We start from the raw sequence: 16,905 nt of genomic DNA on the forward strand, positions 1-16,905 counted from the left end.
GATCACCCGCTGGCGCCATTGTGGTGGATCGTTCCCAGACCGGACAGGTCATACCCACCAAATTCATTGGCGCGGGTCAGGAACCGGTCGGACTGCACAAAGCTGAGCAACTTCAGCATCGGGGCATCAAAATAGGCCCGACGCCAAATCGCCAGGTCCAGGCGTTCGGTATGCGTGGGAACAAATCCCAGATCGTATAGCCCAGCCAATGCGCCTAGTCCGAACCCGACCTCGGCCTTGTTGTCATGCAGGGCAATGGCCAACTCTTCTTCTGTGCGGGCGCAGGTGGGCAGGGTTTCCAGATCGTTGCGGGTTATTTCGTGGGCCTCAAGCTGTGCGTCGAACAACCGTTGGCTGGCCGCGCTGTCCTGACGCAGGATGACACGTCGGCCTTTTAGCTGCGCAAAACCCTGAATTTCCGATGCGCCCGGTGCCAGCAGCAAACCACGCTGGCGCTGCGCGACTTCGAACAGAACAACCGGAGCCTCACCCAAAGCGTCTTTCAGGGTCTGGGTGTTGAACCCGCCATCCTCATGAATGTGCAGCGCTGCCGCCTGCGCGTTCCGGTCTTTCAGGCGGGTCAGTCCATCGAATGAGCCATCATAATATGTCGCCAGACCCGAGCCGCTTTCGCGCAGCGCCCAGTCCAGCAGCGGATCGTGACTGCCAGCGACGATCGGGGGTAGAGGCGGCTCAGCCACATGCGGGCCGGATCGTGATGCGTTGAGCCAGGCGATCACCTCGGCCCGCGGGAACAGCAGTTTGCCCATGGCACGCACGCAAGGCACCTCACCCGATGAGGCAAGATCATAGGCCTTACGCTCGCCAATGCGCAGCAGATCGGCCAGTTCCTTGGTGGTCAGATATTCGGACATTCAGTCGAGACGCACAGCCGAGCTGGTGCCGGCATCCGCAGCACTGAAACCGATCTGTTGCAGTGCAAAGGGCGCAGCGACTGTGATCACCACCATGGCAGCGACAGCGGCAAGAAAGGCTTTCATAGTCTCCTCCAGCTCAGTTTTCCGGTGCCGTGGCGCGGCGTAGAAAGGCGATAAGGTCGTCCCTGTCCCTGGGTTCGGTGATCCGCTGCATCGGCATCTTCGACCCCGGAATGTAGTGGTCCGGCCCTTCGTCAAACAGAGCGTTTATCGTTTCTTCATTCCAAATGATATCAGAGTCTTGCAGCGTGTCCGAATAAAAATATCCGGTAAGCGTACCCGCCTTGCGCCCGAACACACCATGCAGCGACGGACCCGCGCGGCGTTGATCATCCGGTGTAAGGCTGTGGCAGATCGAGCATTTGCGGGCAAACTGGCGTTCTCCGTTCTCCATTTCCTCAGGGTTTTTGAGAAAGCTGGGTTCTGTCGCGGCCATCTGTTCCTGGTCGCCAAGCGAGGCGACTGGCCAGCTATACATGGCTTCGTCAATGCCGCCCGCGTGTAGGTTCTGCCCATCAGGCGAAAAGGCCAGCGCCCAGACCGGGCCGCGTAAGGTGGCCCTGAAATCCTGCGCGATGCGCCATTCGAGCGTGTCGATCACCATAATATAGCCTTCGCCATCTCCGACGGCCAGCATGCTGCGATCCGGGCTGAGCGCCAATGCAAGGATTGGTCGGCGTTCCAAAGTGAAATCACGCTCGTCGCCGGTTGTCAGGTCGAGGATGCGGGTGACGCCATCAACCGCGCCGTACGCAATCCAGTTGTCCTGTTCGTTAAGTGCCAGTTCATTGATGCCAAATCCGTGTTCCACGAACCGGTTCGTTTCCTGTCCGCTGGCAACGTCCCATATGCGCAGTGAACCATCGATACCTGCGGAATACAGTTCCAAACCGTCTGCAGAGAATTCGACGGCATTCACACCGCTTCCAGTCGGCCCGAGCATCGACGGCGCCGAGCCATCGACCGGCCACAGCCCGATGGTCCCATCCCAACTGGCCGTTGCCACATGGGTTTTCGACGCGGCGACGCCTACAATCTTGCCTTTGTGCTGACCAACAACCTGACCGCCGGGCCATTTGCGCAGGGTAAAATCATCCCCAGCCGAATAGATCGCGGTACCGTTGAATACGACGGAATTGACTGCGGCCTCGTGGCCTTCCAGCCATTTCGGCGATTGCCCGGTCCATATGCCAACCGAGTTGTCAAAACTTGCTGTTGCGATCCGACCGTCTGGCGCGGTGGCGATCCCCATGATGGGCCCGCCGTGGCCTTTGAGAGTGAAGAACTCGGCCATCGCGGGCAGGGGCAGCAGCACCAGTGCCAGAACCAGCTTGCGCATTTATTCGGCGGGCGAGGCCGCTCCTTCGCTGGCCTCTTTTGCCTGCACCTCTTCCAGCCACAGCGAGTGATGCTCGCGCGCCCATTGCTCTTCCACCTCTCCGGTTCCCATGGCGTCAAAGGCACCTTCCATGCCGACCGAGCCCAGATAGATGTGAGCCAGGATGATCGCGATGAACGCATAGGCGACTATGACGTGCCAGATCTGGGCGTATTGCATCTCTTCCTGCGGGGACATCTGCACGGGCAGGTTCAGCCCAAGCATCTGCGGAATACCGGTCGAATTCGCGATCGAAAAGGTCTTGGCAAACAGTGGCATTTCAAATGGGAACAGCAACGACAGTCCGGACAGGCTGATCGAGACGCCCAGCAGAATGCAAAGCCAGAATATGATCTTTTGCCCGGCGTTAAATTTTTTGGCGGGTGGGTGGCTGCCTTTGGTGAATAGCCCCCCACCGGCAGCGAGCCATTTCAGGTCGGTGCGGTTCGGGATGTTGTGAGAAATCCAGTTCACGGTCACGATAATCAGCCCAAGCATAAAGGCCCAAGCCAGGTTGTTGTGCAGCCATTTGCAACCCTGAGCGATCGTCGCGAACCCCTCTTTGCCGAAAACGGGGATCAGGAAATCACGACCGTACAAAGTTAACAGGCCGGTGACGCCTAGTATCAGGAAGGACCCGGCAAACAACCAGTGCCCGAACCGCTCGATCCCGTTGAAACGCAGAATCCTCCGCCCGGTCTTTTCACCATCAATCCTGATCTTTCCGCGGATCAGGAAAAACAGCAGCAACAGAACAAGCATACCGCCGATGATGTAAGATCCGTATTCACGCAAAGGACCGGTGCGAAAATTTAGCCACCACATGCCGCCGTCCTGGATCAGTACAGTTGCGGCCGGTCCATGAGATGACACGGTCACATCCGCCGAACCGTAGCGAAGTGCGCGATAGACATCGCTGTCCGAGGCAATTCCGCGCGTCCCAAGCTGACCAAGCAAGCCTTCGGCATTGCCTTGGCCGGTGTTTTCGGACCGATAGCTGTTGTCGACCTTTTCACCACGCTGACGGGCCATGATATCTTGCAGAGTGGTTGCACCGCCTGTGGCGCTGCGGTCAGATTCTGCAGGAACTTCAGTGTTTTCCTGTGCCCAGGCAAAACTGGCAAGGAAAAGTGGTATCAGCAGCATTTGGATCAGGCGCATCTATCGAATCTCCTGTGTCGTACGGGGTTATCGGTCAAAGCCGCCGACTTGTTCGTGAAAGACTGCTCCTACGGGTGTCAGGGTATCGCGCAGGTCATCTTTTTCTGGTCCGTAAACCTCTAACGTGGTGGGGGTGAGAATTGCCAGAAAACGGTCGGCGAAATTCGCTCCGAAGTTCTGCATATGGATCATTGCGTCATCTGAACTGGCGTAGCGTTCATAGATGTGAACGGTCGACCCTGTACGATGCCACTCATAAGATTTCGCACCACTTTCGTTCAGTGTCGCATCCACCATTTCGGTCATCAGCGCATCAAATGCAGCATCCCGATCGGCCTGCAACTCAAGTTTCAGCAGCCAGTAAATATCTTCGGTCATGAAATGCTCCGCGCAGATTGGACATGCAACCTAAGCTCGACCAATTCCTTTTGGTCGCGCTGGGACGGTCCCGTGGATGAATACGGGACCGTCTTTTCTTGTTAGACGGATTTATCCGTCCTTCTGGTCGTAGGCGGTGCCCCAACCCCATGCGCCCGATCCAAATCCGCGCGCGACGACGCGCTCACGGTAGATGGCCGAGACCACATCGCCGTCACCGGCGAGCAGGGCCTTGGTGGAACACATCTCGGCGCAGATGGGCAGCTTGCCCTCGGCGATCCGGTTGCGACCATACTTTGCGAACTCTGCGGTCGAGTTGTTCTCTTCGGGACCACCGGCGCAGAAGGTACATTTGTCCATCTTGCCACGTGATCCGAAGTTGCCCGCCTGCGGGTATTGCGGCGCGCCGAAGGGGCACGCATAGAAGCAATAGCCGCAGCCAATGCACAGGTCCTTGGAGTGCAGGACGACGCCTTCTTCGTTCTGATAGAAGCAGTCGACCGGGCACACCGCCATGCAAGGCGCGTCTGAGCAATGCATACAGGCCACCGAGATCGAGCGTTCGCCCGGGTTGCCGTCATTGATCGTCACCACCCTGCGGCGGTTGATGCCCCAGGGCACTTCGTGCTCGTTCTTACACGCGGTTACGCAGGCGTTGCACTCGATGCAGCGTTCAGCGTCGCAGAGAAACTTTGCTCTAGCCATTATCGTTCTCCTTACGCTGCCGAGATCTTGCAGAGAGTACACTTGGTCTCTTGCATCTGGGTCACTGAATCATAGCCATAAGTCTGGGCGGTGTTGGAACTTTCACCCAAGACATAGGGGTCTGCACCGGCGGGGTATTTACTCCGCTGGTCTTCGCCCTGGAAATGGCCGCCAAAGTGGAACGGCATGAAGGCCACGCCGGCGCCGACCCTGTTGGTCAGCATCGCCATCACCTTGACCTTGCCGCCCTCGGGACCTTCGACCCAGACCTGTGCCCCGTCACGAATGCCCAGATTGTTGGCATCGCGCGGATTGATCTCGACGAACATGTCCTGTTGCAGCTCGGCCAGCCACGGGTTTGACCGTGACTCATCACCGCCGCCCTCATACTCGACCAGACGACCAGACGTCAGGATTATCGGATAATCCTTTGAAAAGTCGTTCTTTTGGATCGATGCATAAAGCGTGGGTAGGCGATAGGCCTGACGGTCCTCGTAGGTCGGATAGTCCTCTACCAGATCGCGACGCGGCGTATAAAGCGGCTCGCGATGGATTGGGATCGGATCCGGGAAGGTCCAGACAACCGCGCGGGCTTTGGCGTTCCCGAAGGGCGCACAGCCATGCTCGATCGCGACCCGCTGGATGCCGCCGGACAGGTCGGTCTTCCAGTTGGTCTCTGGTCCTGCAACGGCGTCGATGGCCGCGCGTTCCTCGGCCGTCAGATCGCCATCCCAGCCAAGGTCCATCAGCATCTGCATCGTGAACTCAGGGTATCCATCCTGAATTTCCGACCCGACACTATAGACCCCTTCGGCCAGCAGGTTGTCACCGTCGCGTTCCACACCGAAACGGGCGCGGAAGGTCAGGCCGCCTTCGGCCACCGGTTTGGACATGTCATAGAGGTTTGGTGTCCCCGTATGACCCATCTCAGCCGTTCCCCAGCAAGGCCAGGGTAGACCGTAATACTCGCCGTCGTTGGGTCCACCAATGGCTTGCAGCGTGGTTCTGTCGAACGTGTGCTGGTTGGCCATGTGGCTTTTCAGACGTTCCGGTGACTGACCGGTATATCCGATGGTCCAGAGGCCCGAGTTGAACTCACGCGTGATGCTTTCAACATTCGGTGTTTCCGGGTCGTCCATTTCGATATTGCGGAATAGCCGATCTGCCCATCCAAACTTGTTGGCGAACTTGGCCATGATGACCTCGTCCGGCAGACTTTCGAACAGCGGTTCTACAACCTTGTCACGCCACTGCAACGAGCGGTTCGATGCCGTGACTGAGCCACGGGTTTCGAACTGCGTACAGGCGGGCAACAGGTAGACGCCATCAGTGCGATCATGCAGAACGGCCGAGACGGTGGGATACGGGTCGATCACGACCAGCATGTCCAGCTTCTCCATCGCCGTCTTCATTTCCGTCATCCGGGTCTGCGAGTTGGGCGCGTGGCCCCACAGCACCATGGCACGGACGTTGTTGTCCTGATCCATGTTTGCCGGGTCTTCCAGAACACCATCGATCCAGCGGGAGACCGGGATGCCGCGCTCGTTCTGAAGCGGTTTGTCCTTGCCTTCCTTGTCCTTGATCGTGGCGAACTGGCCCGCCAGCCATTCGGGTTCTTCACCCCAGACACGTGCCCAGTGACCCCATGCACCTTTTGACAGGCCATAATAGCCGGGCAGGGTGTGGGACAGAACACCAAGGTCCGTTGCGCCCTGAACATTGTCATGGCCGCGGAAGATGTTGGTGCCACCACCCGAGGTGCCCATGTTGCCAAGCGCAAGCTGTAGCACGCAGTAGGCGCGGGTGTTGTTGTTGCCGTTGGTATGCTGCGTACCACCCATACACCAGATCACCGTACCGGGACGGTTGTTGGCCATGGTGCGCGCAACGCGGCGTAGCTGCGAACCGGGGGTGCCGGTGACGCGCTCGACCTCTTCCGGGTTCCACTTGGCAACCTCTTCACGGATCTGATCCATGCCCCAGACACGGGTGCGGATGAACTCTTTGTCTTCCCAGCCGTTGTCGAAGATGTGCCACAGAATACCCCAGACCAAGGCGACGTCTGTACCGGGGCGGAAGCGGACATATTCATCCGCATGGGCCGCGGTGCGCGTAAAGCGCGGGTCGCAGACGATCAGTGGCGCGTTGTTCTGCTCTTTCGCGCGCAGAACGTGCAGCAGCGAGACGGGGTGCGCCTCGGCCGGGTTGCCGCCGATGATGAAGATGGCCCGAGAGTTATGGATGTCGTTGTACGAATTGGTCATGGCGCCGTAGCCCCATGTGTTCGCAACACCCGCAACGGTGGTCGAGTGGCAGATACGGGCCTGATGGTCCACGTTGTTCGTGCCCCAATAGGCGGCGAACTTGCGGAACAGGTAGGCCTGTTCGTTGTTATGCTTGGCCGAGCCCAGCCAGTACACGCTGTCCGGCCCGGATTCTTCGCGGATGCTCATCATGCCGTCGCCGATCTCGTTGATCGCCTCTTCCCAGCTGATGCGCTTCCACTCTCCGCCTTCCTTTTTCATCGGATACTTGAGGCGACGCTCGCCATGGGCGTGCTCGCGAACTGCGGCCCCCTTGGCGCAATGTCCACCCAGATTGAACGGGCTATCCCAACCGGGTTCCTGCCCGATCCAGACGCCATTCTGCACTTCGGCAACGACGGTACAGCCGACCGAGCAGTGGGTGCATATGGACTTTATGTTTTCCACGGCCTGATTCGCCGCTGTCTGGGCACTGGCTGGCGTCACGGTTCCACCCGTGGCGCTGATCGCGGCAAGGCCGCCGATCGTCAGGCCCGAGCCACGCAGGAATGCGCGGCGATCGACGGTTTTCTCGCCGACCTGGGACAGGATACTTGTCCGCTGGGGGCGTCTCGCAACCCCGTTGGTCTTTTTCCTAAGCATTTCTTTCCTCCCTTGCGCGCCGTGTGAGCCACGGCTGGCTTGGTACTGCTGGTGCCGACGTCAGGGCCAATCGCAACCGTCAGTCGGGTGTGACCTCGTCCGGGTTAGAACCGGGCGCTGTCGTCGCGCTAGAATCGTGCGCTTTTCAAGTACGCGCGCGTGTGCGCGGTATCCTGAATGCGGGTCTCATCCGTAGGCAGCTCGGCTGCCTCGGCTTTTCCGCTCAGGCTGGCGGCGGCAACGGCAGCGGGCGCTGCGGTTCCGGCCAGTTTGAGGAAGTCGCGGCGCGTTGCGCCTTCTTCCTTGGTCTTGCTCATGGGTTTCTCCTCTCCCATTTGCGAATTAGCACCCGTGAGGGCGCTGGCGAGTGACAGCGGTTCACGCTGCCGTCATTCGGAAGGCTTCGCGCTCGATCTCCATGAAGACCCGACCGGCTGTGCCGATCGAGGCATAGAGAACCGAGTTTTCGGCGCCTTCCAAATCCGAATAAAAATGCATGGCCCAAGGGCCGATATGTTTGTTCCAGAATGCCCTTTGGTCTTCCAAAGATGCAGCTGCGCCGAAGCGACCAACGATCATGCCCGCCATCATCTCCATCAATGAGGCGATGTTGTCTTCCGGTTCAAAGACATTCCGGGCTCGGGTAATGCCACGCATTGCCATGTCGTTGCGTAGTTGCGCCAGCGGCTTCTCATTCAGGAATCCAGTGAGGTAGAAACTGGCGTAGGGCAGCAGCTCGCCGCGTCCCAACCCGATGAACAGCGCGTTGAATTCGCGTTCCGCTGCGGCGGGCTTGGTCACTTTGGCGACGCGGGCCATGGACTGAATAGCCTGTCCAAGATCGGTCTCATCGCCAGTCAGACCGGATACTTGTTCCAGCAGCATCTGATCGGGCGGCGCAGACAGAAGCAGCCCCAGAAAGTTGTAGAAATCCGCGCGCATACGATCCTCTGCCGAGACATTCATCTGTTGCGCTTCACTTGCGGTCATCAGGTTATCCTTCGAATTCAAATTTCATGCGGCGTGGGGCAGGGGTGACCTCAGCCTCCTCAGACAGGTCCGGCGCTATGTCCACCTCGGCCATCAAAACGGGCTCTGATGTCGCGGTTACGGGTGACGCAGGTTCGTCCTGCGGTTCATCCGGTTCAATTGTTTCGTCCGTCTCGCTGTCTTCGGCCTCAGCCGCCAGCGCCTCGACATGTGCAAGCATACCTTTGCCAACCTGATACGCTGTCTGAATGTTTTCGATCACGCAGGCAGCGTCAGTATAATCCTCGCCGTAGTCCACAAGGCCATCGACATTGGCCAATACCGGGTTCAGCCGCCACAGCCGTCGCAAGGCACGACGGCGCAGACGGTCAGGCACCGCCTTGGCCATAAAGCCCGAGACGTCATCACCCGCCTGCAATTCGTCAGGGTCGGGCAGATCAAACTCGGCCAGTATCTCGGCATCGGATTTATCTTCCAGTTCGGCGTGTCGTGCGGCAATGGCCTGTTCTTCAACCGCGATGACCTCGGCCTCGGCTTCCGCCTGTACTGCCGCCCTGCGACGGGACCAGAAATCGCGGGCTTGGGTCACTGCACGATCCTCCGCGGGGCGCGGTACACGTCTGACTCTTGCCGTATGCGTGCGTCGCCCTTGCCGTCTTCGACCAAATCGATACGCTTTTTGTCCCGACGGCGTTTCACAAAGACTTCGTCGTTATGATGTTCCAGAGCGAAGTCGCGCACCCAGGCGATCAACCCATCGGTCATCGGAATTTTCTCAACGATCTCTTCACCGGTATCGGCATAGTCCTGACCTTCGAAGGGTGACGCCGTTACCAGCACTGCATCCATCGGCCTTTCGCCATCCAGCGCATCACGGAGAACAAGGTAGATCGACGGCTGTCCGTCCGACAGGTTTACCATGTAGGCTTCGGTTTCATCAGCCCAAAGCGTCAGGGGCAGGGTCGCTGCGTGGTACTCAATGGCCTCGCCTTCACGCCGCATTTCGTGCCAGTCCGCAGGTCCGGCACCGGGCAACACGGCAATGGCGCGCCAATTCCATTTCGCCCAGCGGGTTACACCAGGTGTTTTGCGCACGACGACGCCGATCGGCATTTCAATCTGGCTTGCGGCCTTGGCCACTGGCTCCTCCCCGGAAGGCTCTCCCGTGCCTTCCCATAGGTCCACTATGGTACACAAAGCGCTCAGGTGCCAAGCCCGCGTCGTACGACCTTAGTCGTAATGGCCGGTAGCAAAATAGTGATCCCCGCAAACGCACGCCTTTGTTTATTGTAAAGAAAGGGGTTTCCGTGGCCAAATGGCCCGCTGTCCCAAAGGGTTTACATTCCAGCAATGGGGATACAGCCTGCGATGCGAAGAGGTGGAGAAGTATCCGGGGGAGGATCATGGGCACCAAACTACTTTTATGCGACTGCGCCGGGTCTCAACCTCTGAATTCCGACAAGATCGGTTCGGCCTGCGAGATGGAATGTTCCAAGGTTTTCACAGCGCTTTGCACGCGAGAGTTGGAAGCGGCGGCCGCGGAGATACAACAGGGGGACACCATCATTGCCTGCGGACAAGAGCAGGAAGTATTTCAGGCCCTGGCCGAAGAACTGAATGTGGACGCCCCGGGCTTTGTTGATCTTCGTGACAGGGCCGGGTGGTCTGATGAGGGCGCGGATGCGGCCCCCAAGATGGCCGCTCTGGCCGCCGAAGCCTTGTTGCCGCAGCCGGTAACGCCCAGCGTAGACGTCTATAGCGAAGGCACATGCCTGATCATCGGTCCCGGCGACGTTGCATTTGCACTTGCTGAAAAACTGGCCGTCACACTGGCGGTTACGGTACTGGTCACGGATGAGGCTGAGCCTATGTCGCGCGCGCTCGACGTCGTGCGCGGTCGCATCAAATCGCTGAACGGTGCATTGGGTGGGTTTACCCTGCAGCTTGACGCGTTTCAGCAGCTTGAGCCCGGCGGTCGCGGAGCTTTTGCCTGGACTGAGGTCCGAGACAGGGCGCAGTCGGCTTGTGACATCGTTCTGGACCTGACCGGCGACACACCCTTGGTTCAGGCTCCGGCCAAGCGCGAAGGCTATCTGCGGGCTGATCCCAAAGATCCATTGTCCGTCGAACGGCTGGCCTTTGAGGCGGCCCAATTGGTCGGCACCTTCGAAAAGCCACTTTATGTGCGGATGGAAGAAACGCTGTGTGCCCATTCTCGGGCCGAACAGGTTGCTTGCACGAACTGTCTGGATATCTGCCCGACAGGGGCGATCACACCCGCGGGTGAGCATGTGGAAATCGACCCTATGATCTGCGCCGGGTGCGGAGAATGCGCGGCAGTTTGCCCCTCAACAGCAATAACCTACGAAGATCCGCCGGTTTCGGCGTTGCTATCGCGGATGCACATCCTGGCGCGCACCTATCGCCGTGCTGGTGGAGCCGCGCCACGCTTGCTGGTGCATAATGCCCACGGGGCCGAGATGATCCGACTGGCCGCCCGTTTTGGACGTGGTTTGCCTGCCGATGTGATCCCACTGGAGCTAAGTGTGATTTCAGGATTTGGCCATGCCGAGATGCTGGCTGCTTTGGCGCATGGTTTCGCGCGGTTGGACGTCTTGCTATCCCCAACGACCGAGCGCGATGCGTTGGACCGTGAACTGGCCTTGGCGCAGGCAATAGCGGGGGCGAATGCCCTGGGGTTGTTGGATGAGGCCGACCCGGATGCGCTGTCTGATGTCCTTTATGCCCAAGATGTCCCTCAGCCATTGGCCGACCCGGTGCTGCCATTGGGCAACCGCCGCCAGATCGCCCGTTTGGCTGCGCAGGCGCTGAACCCTAATGCCGAAGAGCCGCTGCCCTTGCCGGAAAACGCGCCCTATGGGGCGATCGCTGTCAACACGGATGCCTGTACCTTGTGCCTCAGCTGTGTGTCGCTGTGCCCGTCGGGTGCTTTGATCGATAACCCGGACAAGCCGCAATTGAACTTCCAGCAGGATGCTTGTCTGCAATGCGGGTTGTGCAAAGGCATCTGCCCGGAGGATGCGATTGCTCTTGTCCCGCAGCTTGACCTGAGCGATGCAGCCCTGTCTCAGCAGGTGTTGAATGAAGAGGAGCCGTTCGCTTGTGTAGAATGCGGGGCACTGTTTGGAGTTAAGTCCACCGTGGAACGGATCATGGAAAAGCTTGCGGGTACACATCCGATGTTTGCCTCCTCAGACAAGGCGCGGATGATCCAGATGTGTGACAATTGCCGCGTAAACGCACAGTTCCAGCAAGAGGACAACCCGTTCCAGTCTAACCCGAAGCCTCGTGTCGTTACGACCGAGGATTATTTCTCAAAACGAAAGGATCACTGAAGCTGTAAGGGCGCACCCAAGTCCGCTGCAGTTATGACCGAGACAAAGGCAAGGATGGCTTCCAGGTCATCCAGCGTCATCTCGACGGGATAGATGGGCGATGGACGCTGTGGATCAAACGGAGGTGTCAGCCCGTCGATTTGTGTGAACGAGGGGTGCGGGTTGAGGGCGAAGAACGCCTCGAACCGTTCTGACCAGTCCGGCATGGCGCGCAGCACCGCGAAAGAGGGGGTCGAACCCAGACCATTCATCCGGTTCTTGGGCCCGATCACATGGCACCGGCCGCAATGGGTCATCGACAATTCCTCGCCGCGCAGCGTATCGCCGTCGATCACTGTTTCGGTTTTCACGGCCGCGATATCGAAGCTGGCCGAGAAAGGCGGGCCTTGCTCTGGCGCATAGCTTTCTACCGTCCGTTTTCCGATATCGGACAGCAGCCAGTCGCGGAATCGCTCATGTTTGGCGTCCTCTTCGATCCGAAGGTGATAGATCACACCGTCGCGCGCGAACACAGGATCACCCGGAGGGGCGGTTTCCAGCACCAAAACGCCGGCATCATCTGCAATAACCCGGATCCCGGTCTTGAGAGAAAAGCGAGGAAGGATATGTTGCAGCAGACCAGAGCTAGCAACCTCGTCCGGCGCGGCAAGACCAATCGCCTCTTGCGACCAAGAGGGGGTGGCAGAGAGCGTCAGGCTCAGGCACAAGAGGACAAAGCGCATGCCACAGCCTAACGGCACGGCACCAAATGCGTCAAATGAACTGAATGAGACGGAGACACGTGCAATGAACGGCAACCACAGCTTGTCGATACGCAGAGCCCTGACCACCGGGTTCCAAAAGGAGAATGACGCATGAGTGTTCGTGACGCAGTTCTTGCAAACCTGAGAAAGATCACCGACCCCGTCTCTGGGCAGGACATCGTCAGCGCTGGAGTTGTTCGCGCGCTGAACGTCGAAGGGGACACTGTGCGCTTTGTGCTGGAGATCGACCCCAAGCAGGCCGAGCAGATGGAACCCGTCCGTGCCGCAGCCGAACAGGCCGCAAAGTTGGTCGACGGTGTTTCCACGGTCTCGGCCATGCTGACCGCACATTCCGAAAAGGCACCGCCAGATCTGAAGCCGAAACCGAAACCCTCGCAGACTGGTCCGCAAGCCGTGCCGGGTGTGGACAGAATTATCGCTGTGGCTTCGGGGAAGGGCGGCGTTGGCAAGTCCACGGTTTCTGCCAACCTGGCTTGTGCCTTGGCGGCCGAAGGGCGACGCGTGGGGCTGTTGGACGCAGATGTCTATGGACCGTCGCAACCGCGGATGCTGGGTGTTTCGGGCCGTCCGGCCAGTCCTGACGGCAAAACGATCCTGCCATTGCGCAACCACGGCGTCACCATGATGTCGATGGGTCTGATGACCAATGAAGGTCAGGCCGTAGTCTGGCGTGGCCCGATGCTGATGGGCGCGCTGCAACAGATGATGGGTCAGGTGCAATGGGGGGCGCTGGATGTTCTAATCGTCGACCTGCCGCCCGGCACAGGTGACGTGCAGCTGACGCTTAGCCAGAAGTTCAACGTGGACGGCGCCATTGTTGTCTCGACTCCTCAGGACGTGGCTCTGATCGATGCCCGCAAGGGGATCGACATGTTCAACCAGCTCAAGACGCCCATCCTTGGGATGATTGAGAATATGTCGACGCATATCTGCTCGAACTGCGGGCATGAAGAACACTTGTTCGGCCATGGCGGCGTAAAGTCCGAGGCCGAGGCGCTGGGCGTTCCTTTGCTGGGTGAAATCCCGCTGCATCTGGATATCCGGGTTGCCGCTGATGGCGGTGCACCGATCGTGGTCAGCAAGCCCGACAGTCCGCAAGCCGAAGCGTTTCGCCAAATTGCGCGCGGCATGATTGCCAAGGGCAACGCATGAACGAGCCGGTCTTTCCCCCTTTGCTGACGGGCCACCCGGTGCAGGGTGGGGAAGACCCGTTCGAGCGGGCGCAGGCCATGGCCGCGCTGGGCTGTGATGGCGGTACCGTGGTTTATAACATTCAGGCCGATCGTCTGCGTGTGGCCATCGTTTTTGCCCCCGAGGTTGTCCTGCGCGATGCGATGGCAATGGTGCCGCTTTGCGCTGTTGGGTTTCAGAACGCGCTGGGCGCGCTGGCCCCGCCTGAGGTCGCGGTCCATCTGGGCTGGGAAGGGTTGATCTGTGTGAATGGGGCCAAATGCGGAATGTTCCGTGTGGCAGCTTCGAATGCAGATCCAGAAGTAGAACCGGATTGGCTGATCGTCGGTTGGGATTTGGCGCTGCTGCAAACAAGTCAGGCTCCGGGCGAAAACCCGGATGTTACCGCCCTTTACGACGAGGGCTGCGCAGATGTCTCGGCAACGCAGCTTGTCGAAAGCTGGTCGCGGCACATGATGACATGGCTGAACCGGTGGCAAGAGGACGGCAACGCGCCTGTGCACGGAGAATGGATAGGCCTGCTGCGCGGAGTGGGAGAGCCCTTCGGTGAAACGGGCGTGTTTCTGGGAACGGATGAACGGTTCGGCATGCTGATCCGGCATGGTTCAGATACGCAGCTTCGCCCGCTGACGGAATTGTTGGAGAACGGATGATGAAACTAGCTCGCGCAATCCATTTTGACGAAAGCGATATGAATGTGTTCCACTCCCCGGCGCGAACCGGGGAATGGTGCATTTCGGGCGGATTTGAGTTCTCAAATTGGGGCGAAGGCGATCTTGAAGGCAAAGCGCGTCAGGCTTTTGCGAATGGCTGGTTGGGTGTGGAAACCTTTGGGCGGGTTACATTCGTCGCGGTCACGCAGGTGGAACAGGCCGAGCTGGATCAGATCGCGCAGAGCCTTGCTGAACACTTTGTGCAGCTTTACGGGGCACCGTCGGTCGAGGCAGCCATGGACGTCGCACTGGCCGAGATCGCCCACATGTCCGAGCTGTGTGATGAGCATAACCCAAACACGCTGCTAACCGTCTCGCGTGAGCTGTCAGATGCGGGAGTGCGTGAAGCTTTCCGCGTGATCACGCCGCAAGAGACACAGTTGGAAGCTCTGGCCGTACATGGGTCGTTGGACGAATAACCGTCAGATCAGATCCGCAAAGCCGCCAAATTGACCGCGCTTAAAGATCAAACCTTTGCCGGTGCGGTACATGACCTTTTGAACCTCACCAACAATGATCAGATGATCCCCCGCATCGTGTTGGGCGTGCACCTGACAATCGAACCGCGCCAGACAACCGGATAATTGCGGTCGGCGCGCCGGGTCGTGGGCCCATTCCGCGTGCGAAAAATCCTTGCCGTCGCGAGCAAAGCGCAAGGCCTGTTCCTGTTGATCCTGTCCCATCACGTGGATCGAATAATGTCGGCTGGTGTTGAAATCGTCGAACCGGTTGGAGTCTTTGGCCAAGCACCACAAAACAAGTGGCGGGTCCAGCGATACCGACGCGAACGAGTTGACCGTAATGGCTCGAGGGCCCTGATCGGTGTTCGTGGTGATCACCGTCACACCGGTTCCGAAACACCCCAACGCTTCGCGATAAGCGGTGCTTTGATCCGGGGTTGGAGTGAATTGTTTTTCCGTCATTGCGCGCTCATCCCGTGGCCGTGCCTCAGGTGCCACGACGCGCGGGGTTTGTCCATGAAAAGCTGCGTCCGGTATGCGTGTTTTCCGAACTAGTTCAGGTCTTCCAACAGACGACCATGTTGGCGCGTTGCCTCAATGACCAGGCCAAAGGTTGTCATGCCGCGCGCCTGAAGCATCGGTAACATTCTGACCAGCGCTTCGGCGGTAGCAACCGCATCACCCAGGGCGGTATGGCGAAGATGTTCGGGGATGGTGATTTCCAACCGTTCACACAGAGCATCCAGTGTGTGTTTGTCACTTGCCCCGAACAGCACGGCAGACAACAGAACGGTATCCAGAATGGGGTGATCCCAATTGACATCCATGCGTTTTGCATGTCGCCGCAAAAAGGCCATGTCGAATGGCGCGTTATGGGCCACGATCACTGCATCGCGGGCAAACTGATGCAGCGCGCGCCCGGCATCGGCGATGCCCGGCGCACCCTGAACCATGCGATCACTGATCTTATGCACCTTGGTCGAGGATGGAGGGATCGGGATGCCAGGATCAACCAGCATGTCCAGCTGCTCTCCGTCCACGATGCGCCCGTTGACAACCCGTACTGCTCCGATCTGAACGATTTCATCCTTGTGGGGCAGCAGTCCGGTGGTTTCGGTATCAAACACGACGAAACACAAATCCTGCAGAGCAAGATTTTCGAAAGCTTCGTCCGTCGAGGTGTTCAGCAAGTCGAAGTCATACACCAAAGGCCGCGCGGCTTCGGGTCCGATGTTCGCGGCACTGTCCTCGAAGATCAGCATGTATCCGGGTGCGCCGCCAAGGGGCTTCATGCGCGCGCGGTAACTCTGCGTACCATCGACGCTGGTTAGCGTGCAGGCGACCTCCAGCCCGGTTTTCACCAGTTTGGCATGAGCCTCCTCCAGCGGATTAGATTGCAGGTATTCAAACAACGAGGCATTCAGCCGGGGATGCGCAACCTGTGCCAGAACCTCGGCCGCCTGACCATCGTACAAAACGATCTTGTGCGTTGGGCTCGCCAACAGCATTGCAACCGGGATTTCGGTCAATAAGGCCGTCAGACGTTGCTTTTCTGCCGCCAGATGTGCCGTCTCTTCGGCCACGGCCTGCGCTACGTCCATGGTTTTACCGGACAATTGGTCGGCCAGTCCGGCCGCGGCAGGTGCCAGATCACCCAGATATCGCGCGGCCTGTGTGTCCAATTCGGTGCTAACTCCGGCATGCGCGCGGGCCCTAAGTTGGGCGGATATCCGTTCGATTGGCTTGGCGACATTGTCGTCGAACAATAACCAAACCGCCGCTGTCAAAGCCAGAAAGCCAAATCCCATCAGGATTTCGGCAAAGATGAAGGAATCAAGTAGATCAGGATTAGCAACGCGCCGATAGCTGATCCACAGTGCCAGCGAGCTGACAGTTAGAGCGCCAAAGGCCAGCAGGCAGAAGAACAGGAAAATGCGCAGACGCAGGCTTAACCGGTTCAACAT

At 58.9% G+C, this 16,905-nt stretch carries 18 protein-coding genes; 4 read left to right on the forward strand and 14 right to left on the reverse strand.

Going from position 1 to position 16,905, the window contains the following annotated elements; all coding sequences use genetic code 11:
* Window positions 1-2: 2 nt before the first annotated feature.
* The 11 genes from DK510_RS10865 to DK510_RS10910 all read right to left on the reverse strand — a co-directional run bounded on the left by DK510_RS10865 (window position 3) and on the right by DK510_RS10910 (window position 9,596).
* Complete coding sequence (locus tag DK510_RS10865) at window positions 3-875, reverse strand: helix-turn-helix transcriptional regulator (RefSeq protein WP_109312104.1); 873 nt, start codon at window positions 873-875, stop codon at window positions 3-5.
* On the reverse strand, window positions 876-1,001 hold the full coding sequence (locus DK510_RS23500; RefSeq protein ID WP_255414867.1) for a hypothetical protein: 126 nt from the start codon (window positions 999-1,001) through the stop codon (window positions 876-878).
* Between the two features lie 13 nt (window positions 1,002-1,014).
* Window positions 1,015-2,277, reverse strand: a complete 1,263-nt coding sequence (locus tag DK510_RS10870) for a c-type cytochrome (protein WP_109312105.1) — start codon at window positions 2,275-2,277, stop codon at window positions 1,015-1,017.
* On the reverse strand, window positions 2,278-3,477 hold the full coding sequence (locus DK510_RS10875; RefSeq protein ID WP_109312108.1) for a formate dehydrogenase subunit gamma: 1,200 nt from the start codon (window positions 3,475-3,477) through the stop codon (window positions 2,278-2,280).
* 27 nt (window positions 3,478-3,504) lie between these two features.
* Window positions 3,505-3,855, reverse strand: a complete 351-nt coding sequence (locus DK510_RS10880) for a putative quinol monooxygenase (RefSeq protein WP_109312110.1) — start codon at window positions 3,853-3,855, stop codon at window positions 3,505-3,507.
* Between the two features lie 111 nt (window positions 3,856-3,966).
* Entirely contained in the window at window positions 3,967-4,560 is a 594-nt protein-coding gene (gene fdh3B / locus DK510_RS10885; RefSeq protein WP_058273836.1) for a formate dehydrogenase FDH3 subunit beta, read from the reverse strand.
* Between the two features lie 11 nt (window positions 4,561-4,571).
* Window positions 4,572-7,466: a formate dehydrogenase subunit alpha gene (locus tag DK510_RS10890; RefSeq protein ID WP_109312112.1), complete on the reverse strand. Its 2,895-nt coding sequence runs from the start codon at window positions 7,464-7,466 to the stop codon at window positions 4,572-4,574.
* A 128-nt stretch (window positions 7,467-7,594) separates the two neighbouring features.
* Complete coding sequence (locus DK510_RS10895) at window positions 7,595-7,783, reverse strand: ubiquinol-cytochrome c reductase iron-sulfur subunit N-terminal domain-containing protein (RefSeq protein ID WP_108858848.1); 189 nt, start codon at window positions 7,781-7,783, stop codon at window positions 7,595-7,597.
* A gap of 61 nt (window positions 7,784-7,844) precedes the next feature.
* Window positions 7,845-8,456 carry a molecular chaperone gene (locus tag DK510_RS10900; RefSeq protein ID WP_109312113.1) on the reverse strand — a complete coding sequence of 204 codons (612 nt, stop codon included), beginning with the start codon at window positions 8,454-8,456 and terminating at the stop codon, window positions 7,845-7,847.
* Between the two features lie 4 nt (window positions 8,457-8,460).
* A complete protein-coding gene (locus tag DK510_RS10905) occupies window positions 8,461-9,045 on the reverse strand; it encodes a DUF3306 domain-containing protein (protein ID WP_109312115.1) in 585 nt (194 codons plus the stop codon).
* Window positions 9,042-9,596 (reverse strand): DUF3305 domain-containing protein, encoded by a 555-nt coding sequence (locus tag DK510_RS10910; RefSeq protein ID WP_082637104.1) that lies wholly within the window; start codon window positions 9,594-9,596, stop codon window positions 9,042-9,044. Before DK510_RS10910 ends, DK510_RS10905 begins: the two co-directional genes overlap by 4 nt.
* A 263-nt stretch (window positions 9,597-9,859) precedes the next feature.
* On the opposite strand from DK510_RS10910, the gene DK510_RS10915 reads away from it, so the two are divergent.
* The gene (locus DK510_RS10915; protein ID WP_109312117.1) at window positions 9,860-11,812 is read left to right on the forward strand and encodes a 4Fe-4S binding protein; all 1,953 of its coding nucleotides are present in this window, start codon (window positions 9,860-9,862) and stop codon (window positions 11,810-11,812) included.
* Here DK510_RS10915 and DK510_RS10920 read toward each other — a convergent pair.
* A complete protein-coding gene (locus tag DK510_RS10920) occupies window positions 11,806-12,642 on the reverse strand; it encodes a cytochrome c (protein WP_234999033.1) in 837 nt (278 codons plus the stop codon). The genes DK510_RS10915 and DK510_RS10920 overlap by 7 nt on opposite strands.
* A gap of 24 nt (window positions 12,643-12,666) precedes the next feature.
* Between DK510_RS10920 and DK510_RS10925 the strand changes: the two genes are divergently transcribed.
* The 3 genes from DK510_RS10925 to DK510_RS10935 are packed head-to-tail and all read left to right on the forward strand — an operon-like array spanning window position 12,667 to window position 14,899.
* Window positions 12,667-13,728, forward strand: a complete 1,062-nt coding sequence (locus DK510_RS10925) for an Mrp/NBP35 family ATP-binding protein (protein WP_109312119.1) — start codon at window positions 12,667-12,669, stop codon at window positions 13,726-13,728.
* Window positions 13,725-14,420: a biotin/lipoate--protein ligase family protein gene (locus DK510_RS10930; protein WP_109312120.1), complete on the forward strand. Its 696-nt coding sequence runs from the start codon at window positions 13,725-13,727 to the stop codon at window positions 14,418-14,420. Before DK510_RS10925 ends, DK510_RS10930 begins: the two co-directional genes overlap by 4 nt.
* Window positions 14,420-14,899, forward strand: coding sequence for a DUF6505 family protein (locus DK510_RS10935; protein ID WP_109312121.1), 480 nt, complete (start codon window positions 14,420-14,422; stop codon window positions 14,897-14,899). The genes DK510_RS10930 and DK510_RS10935 overlap by 1 nt, the downstream gene beginning before the upstream one ends.
* Window positions 14,900-14,902: 3 nt before the next feature.
* Here the strand turns inward: DK510_RS10935 and DK510_RS10940 are convergent, their stop codons facing one another.
* Together DK510_RS10940 and DK510_RS10945 are read right to left on the reverse strand one after the other, a co-directional pair.
* Entirely contained in the window at window positions 14,903-15,403 is a 501-nt protein-coding gene (locus tag DK510_RS10940; RefSeq protein ID WP_109312122.1) for a flavin reductase family protein, read from the reverse strand.
* An 89-nt stretch (window positions 15,404-15,492) separates the two neighbouring features.
* Window positions 15,493-16,905, reverse strand: a complete 1,413-nt coding sequence (locus DK510_RS10945; protein WP_109312123.1) for a 3'-5' exonuclease — start codon at window positions 16,903-16,905, stop codon at window positions 15,493-15,495.

This window comes from Ruegeria sp. AU67, assembly GCF_900312795.1.
GTDB classification, from domain to species: domain Bacteria; phylum Pseudomonadota; class Alphaproteobacteria; order Rhodobacterales; family Rhodobacteraceae; genus Ruegeria; species Ruegeria atlantica.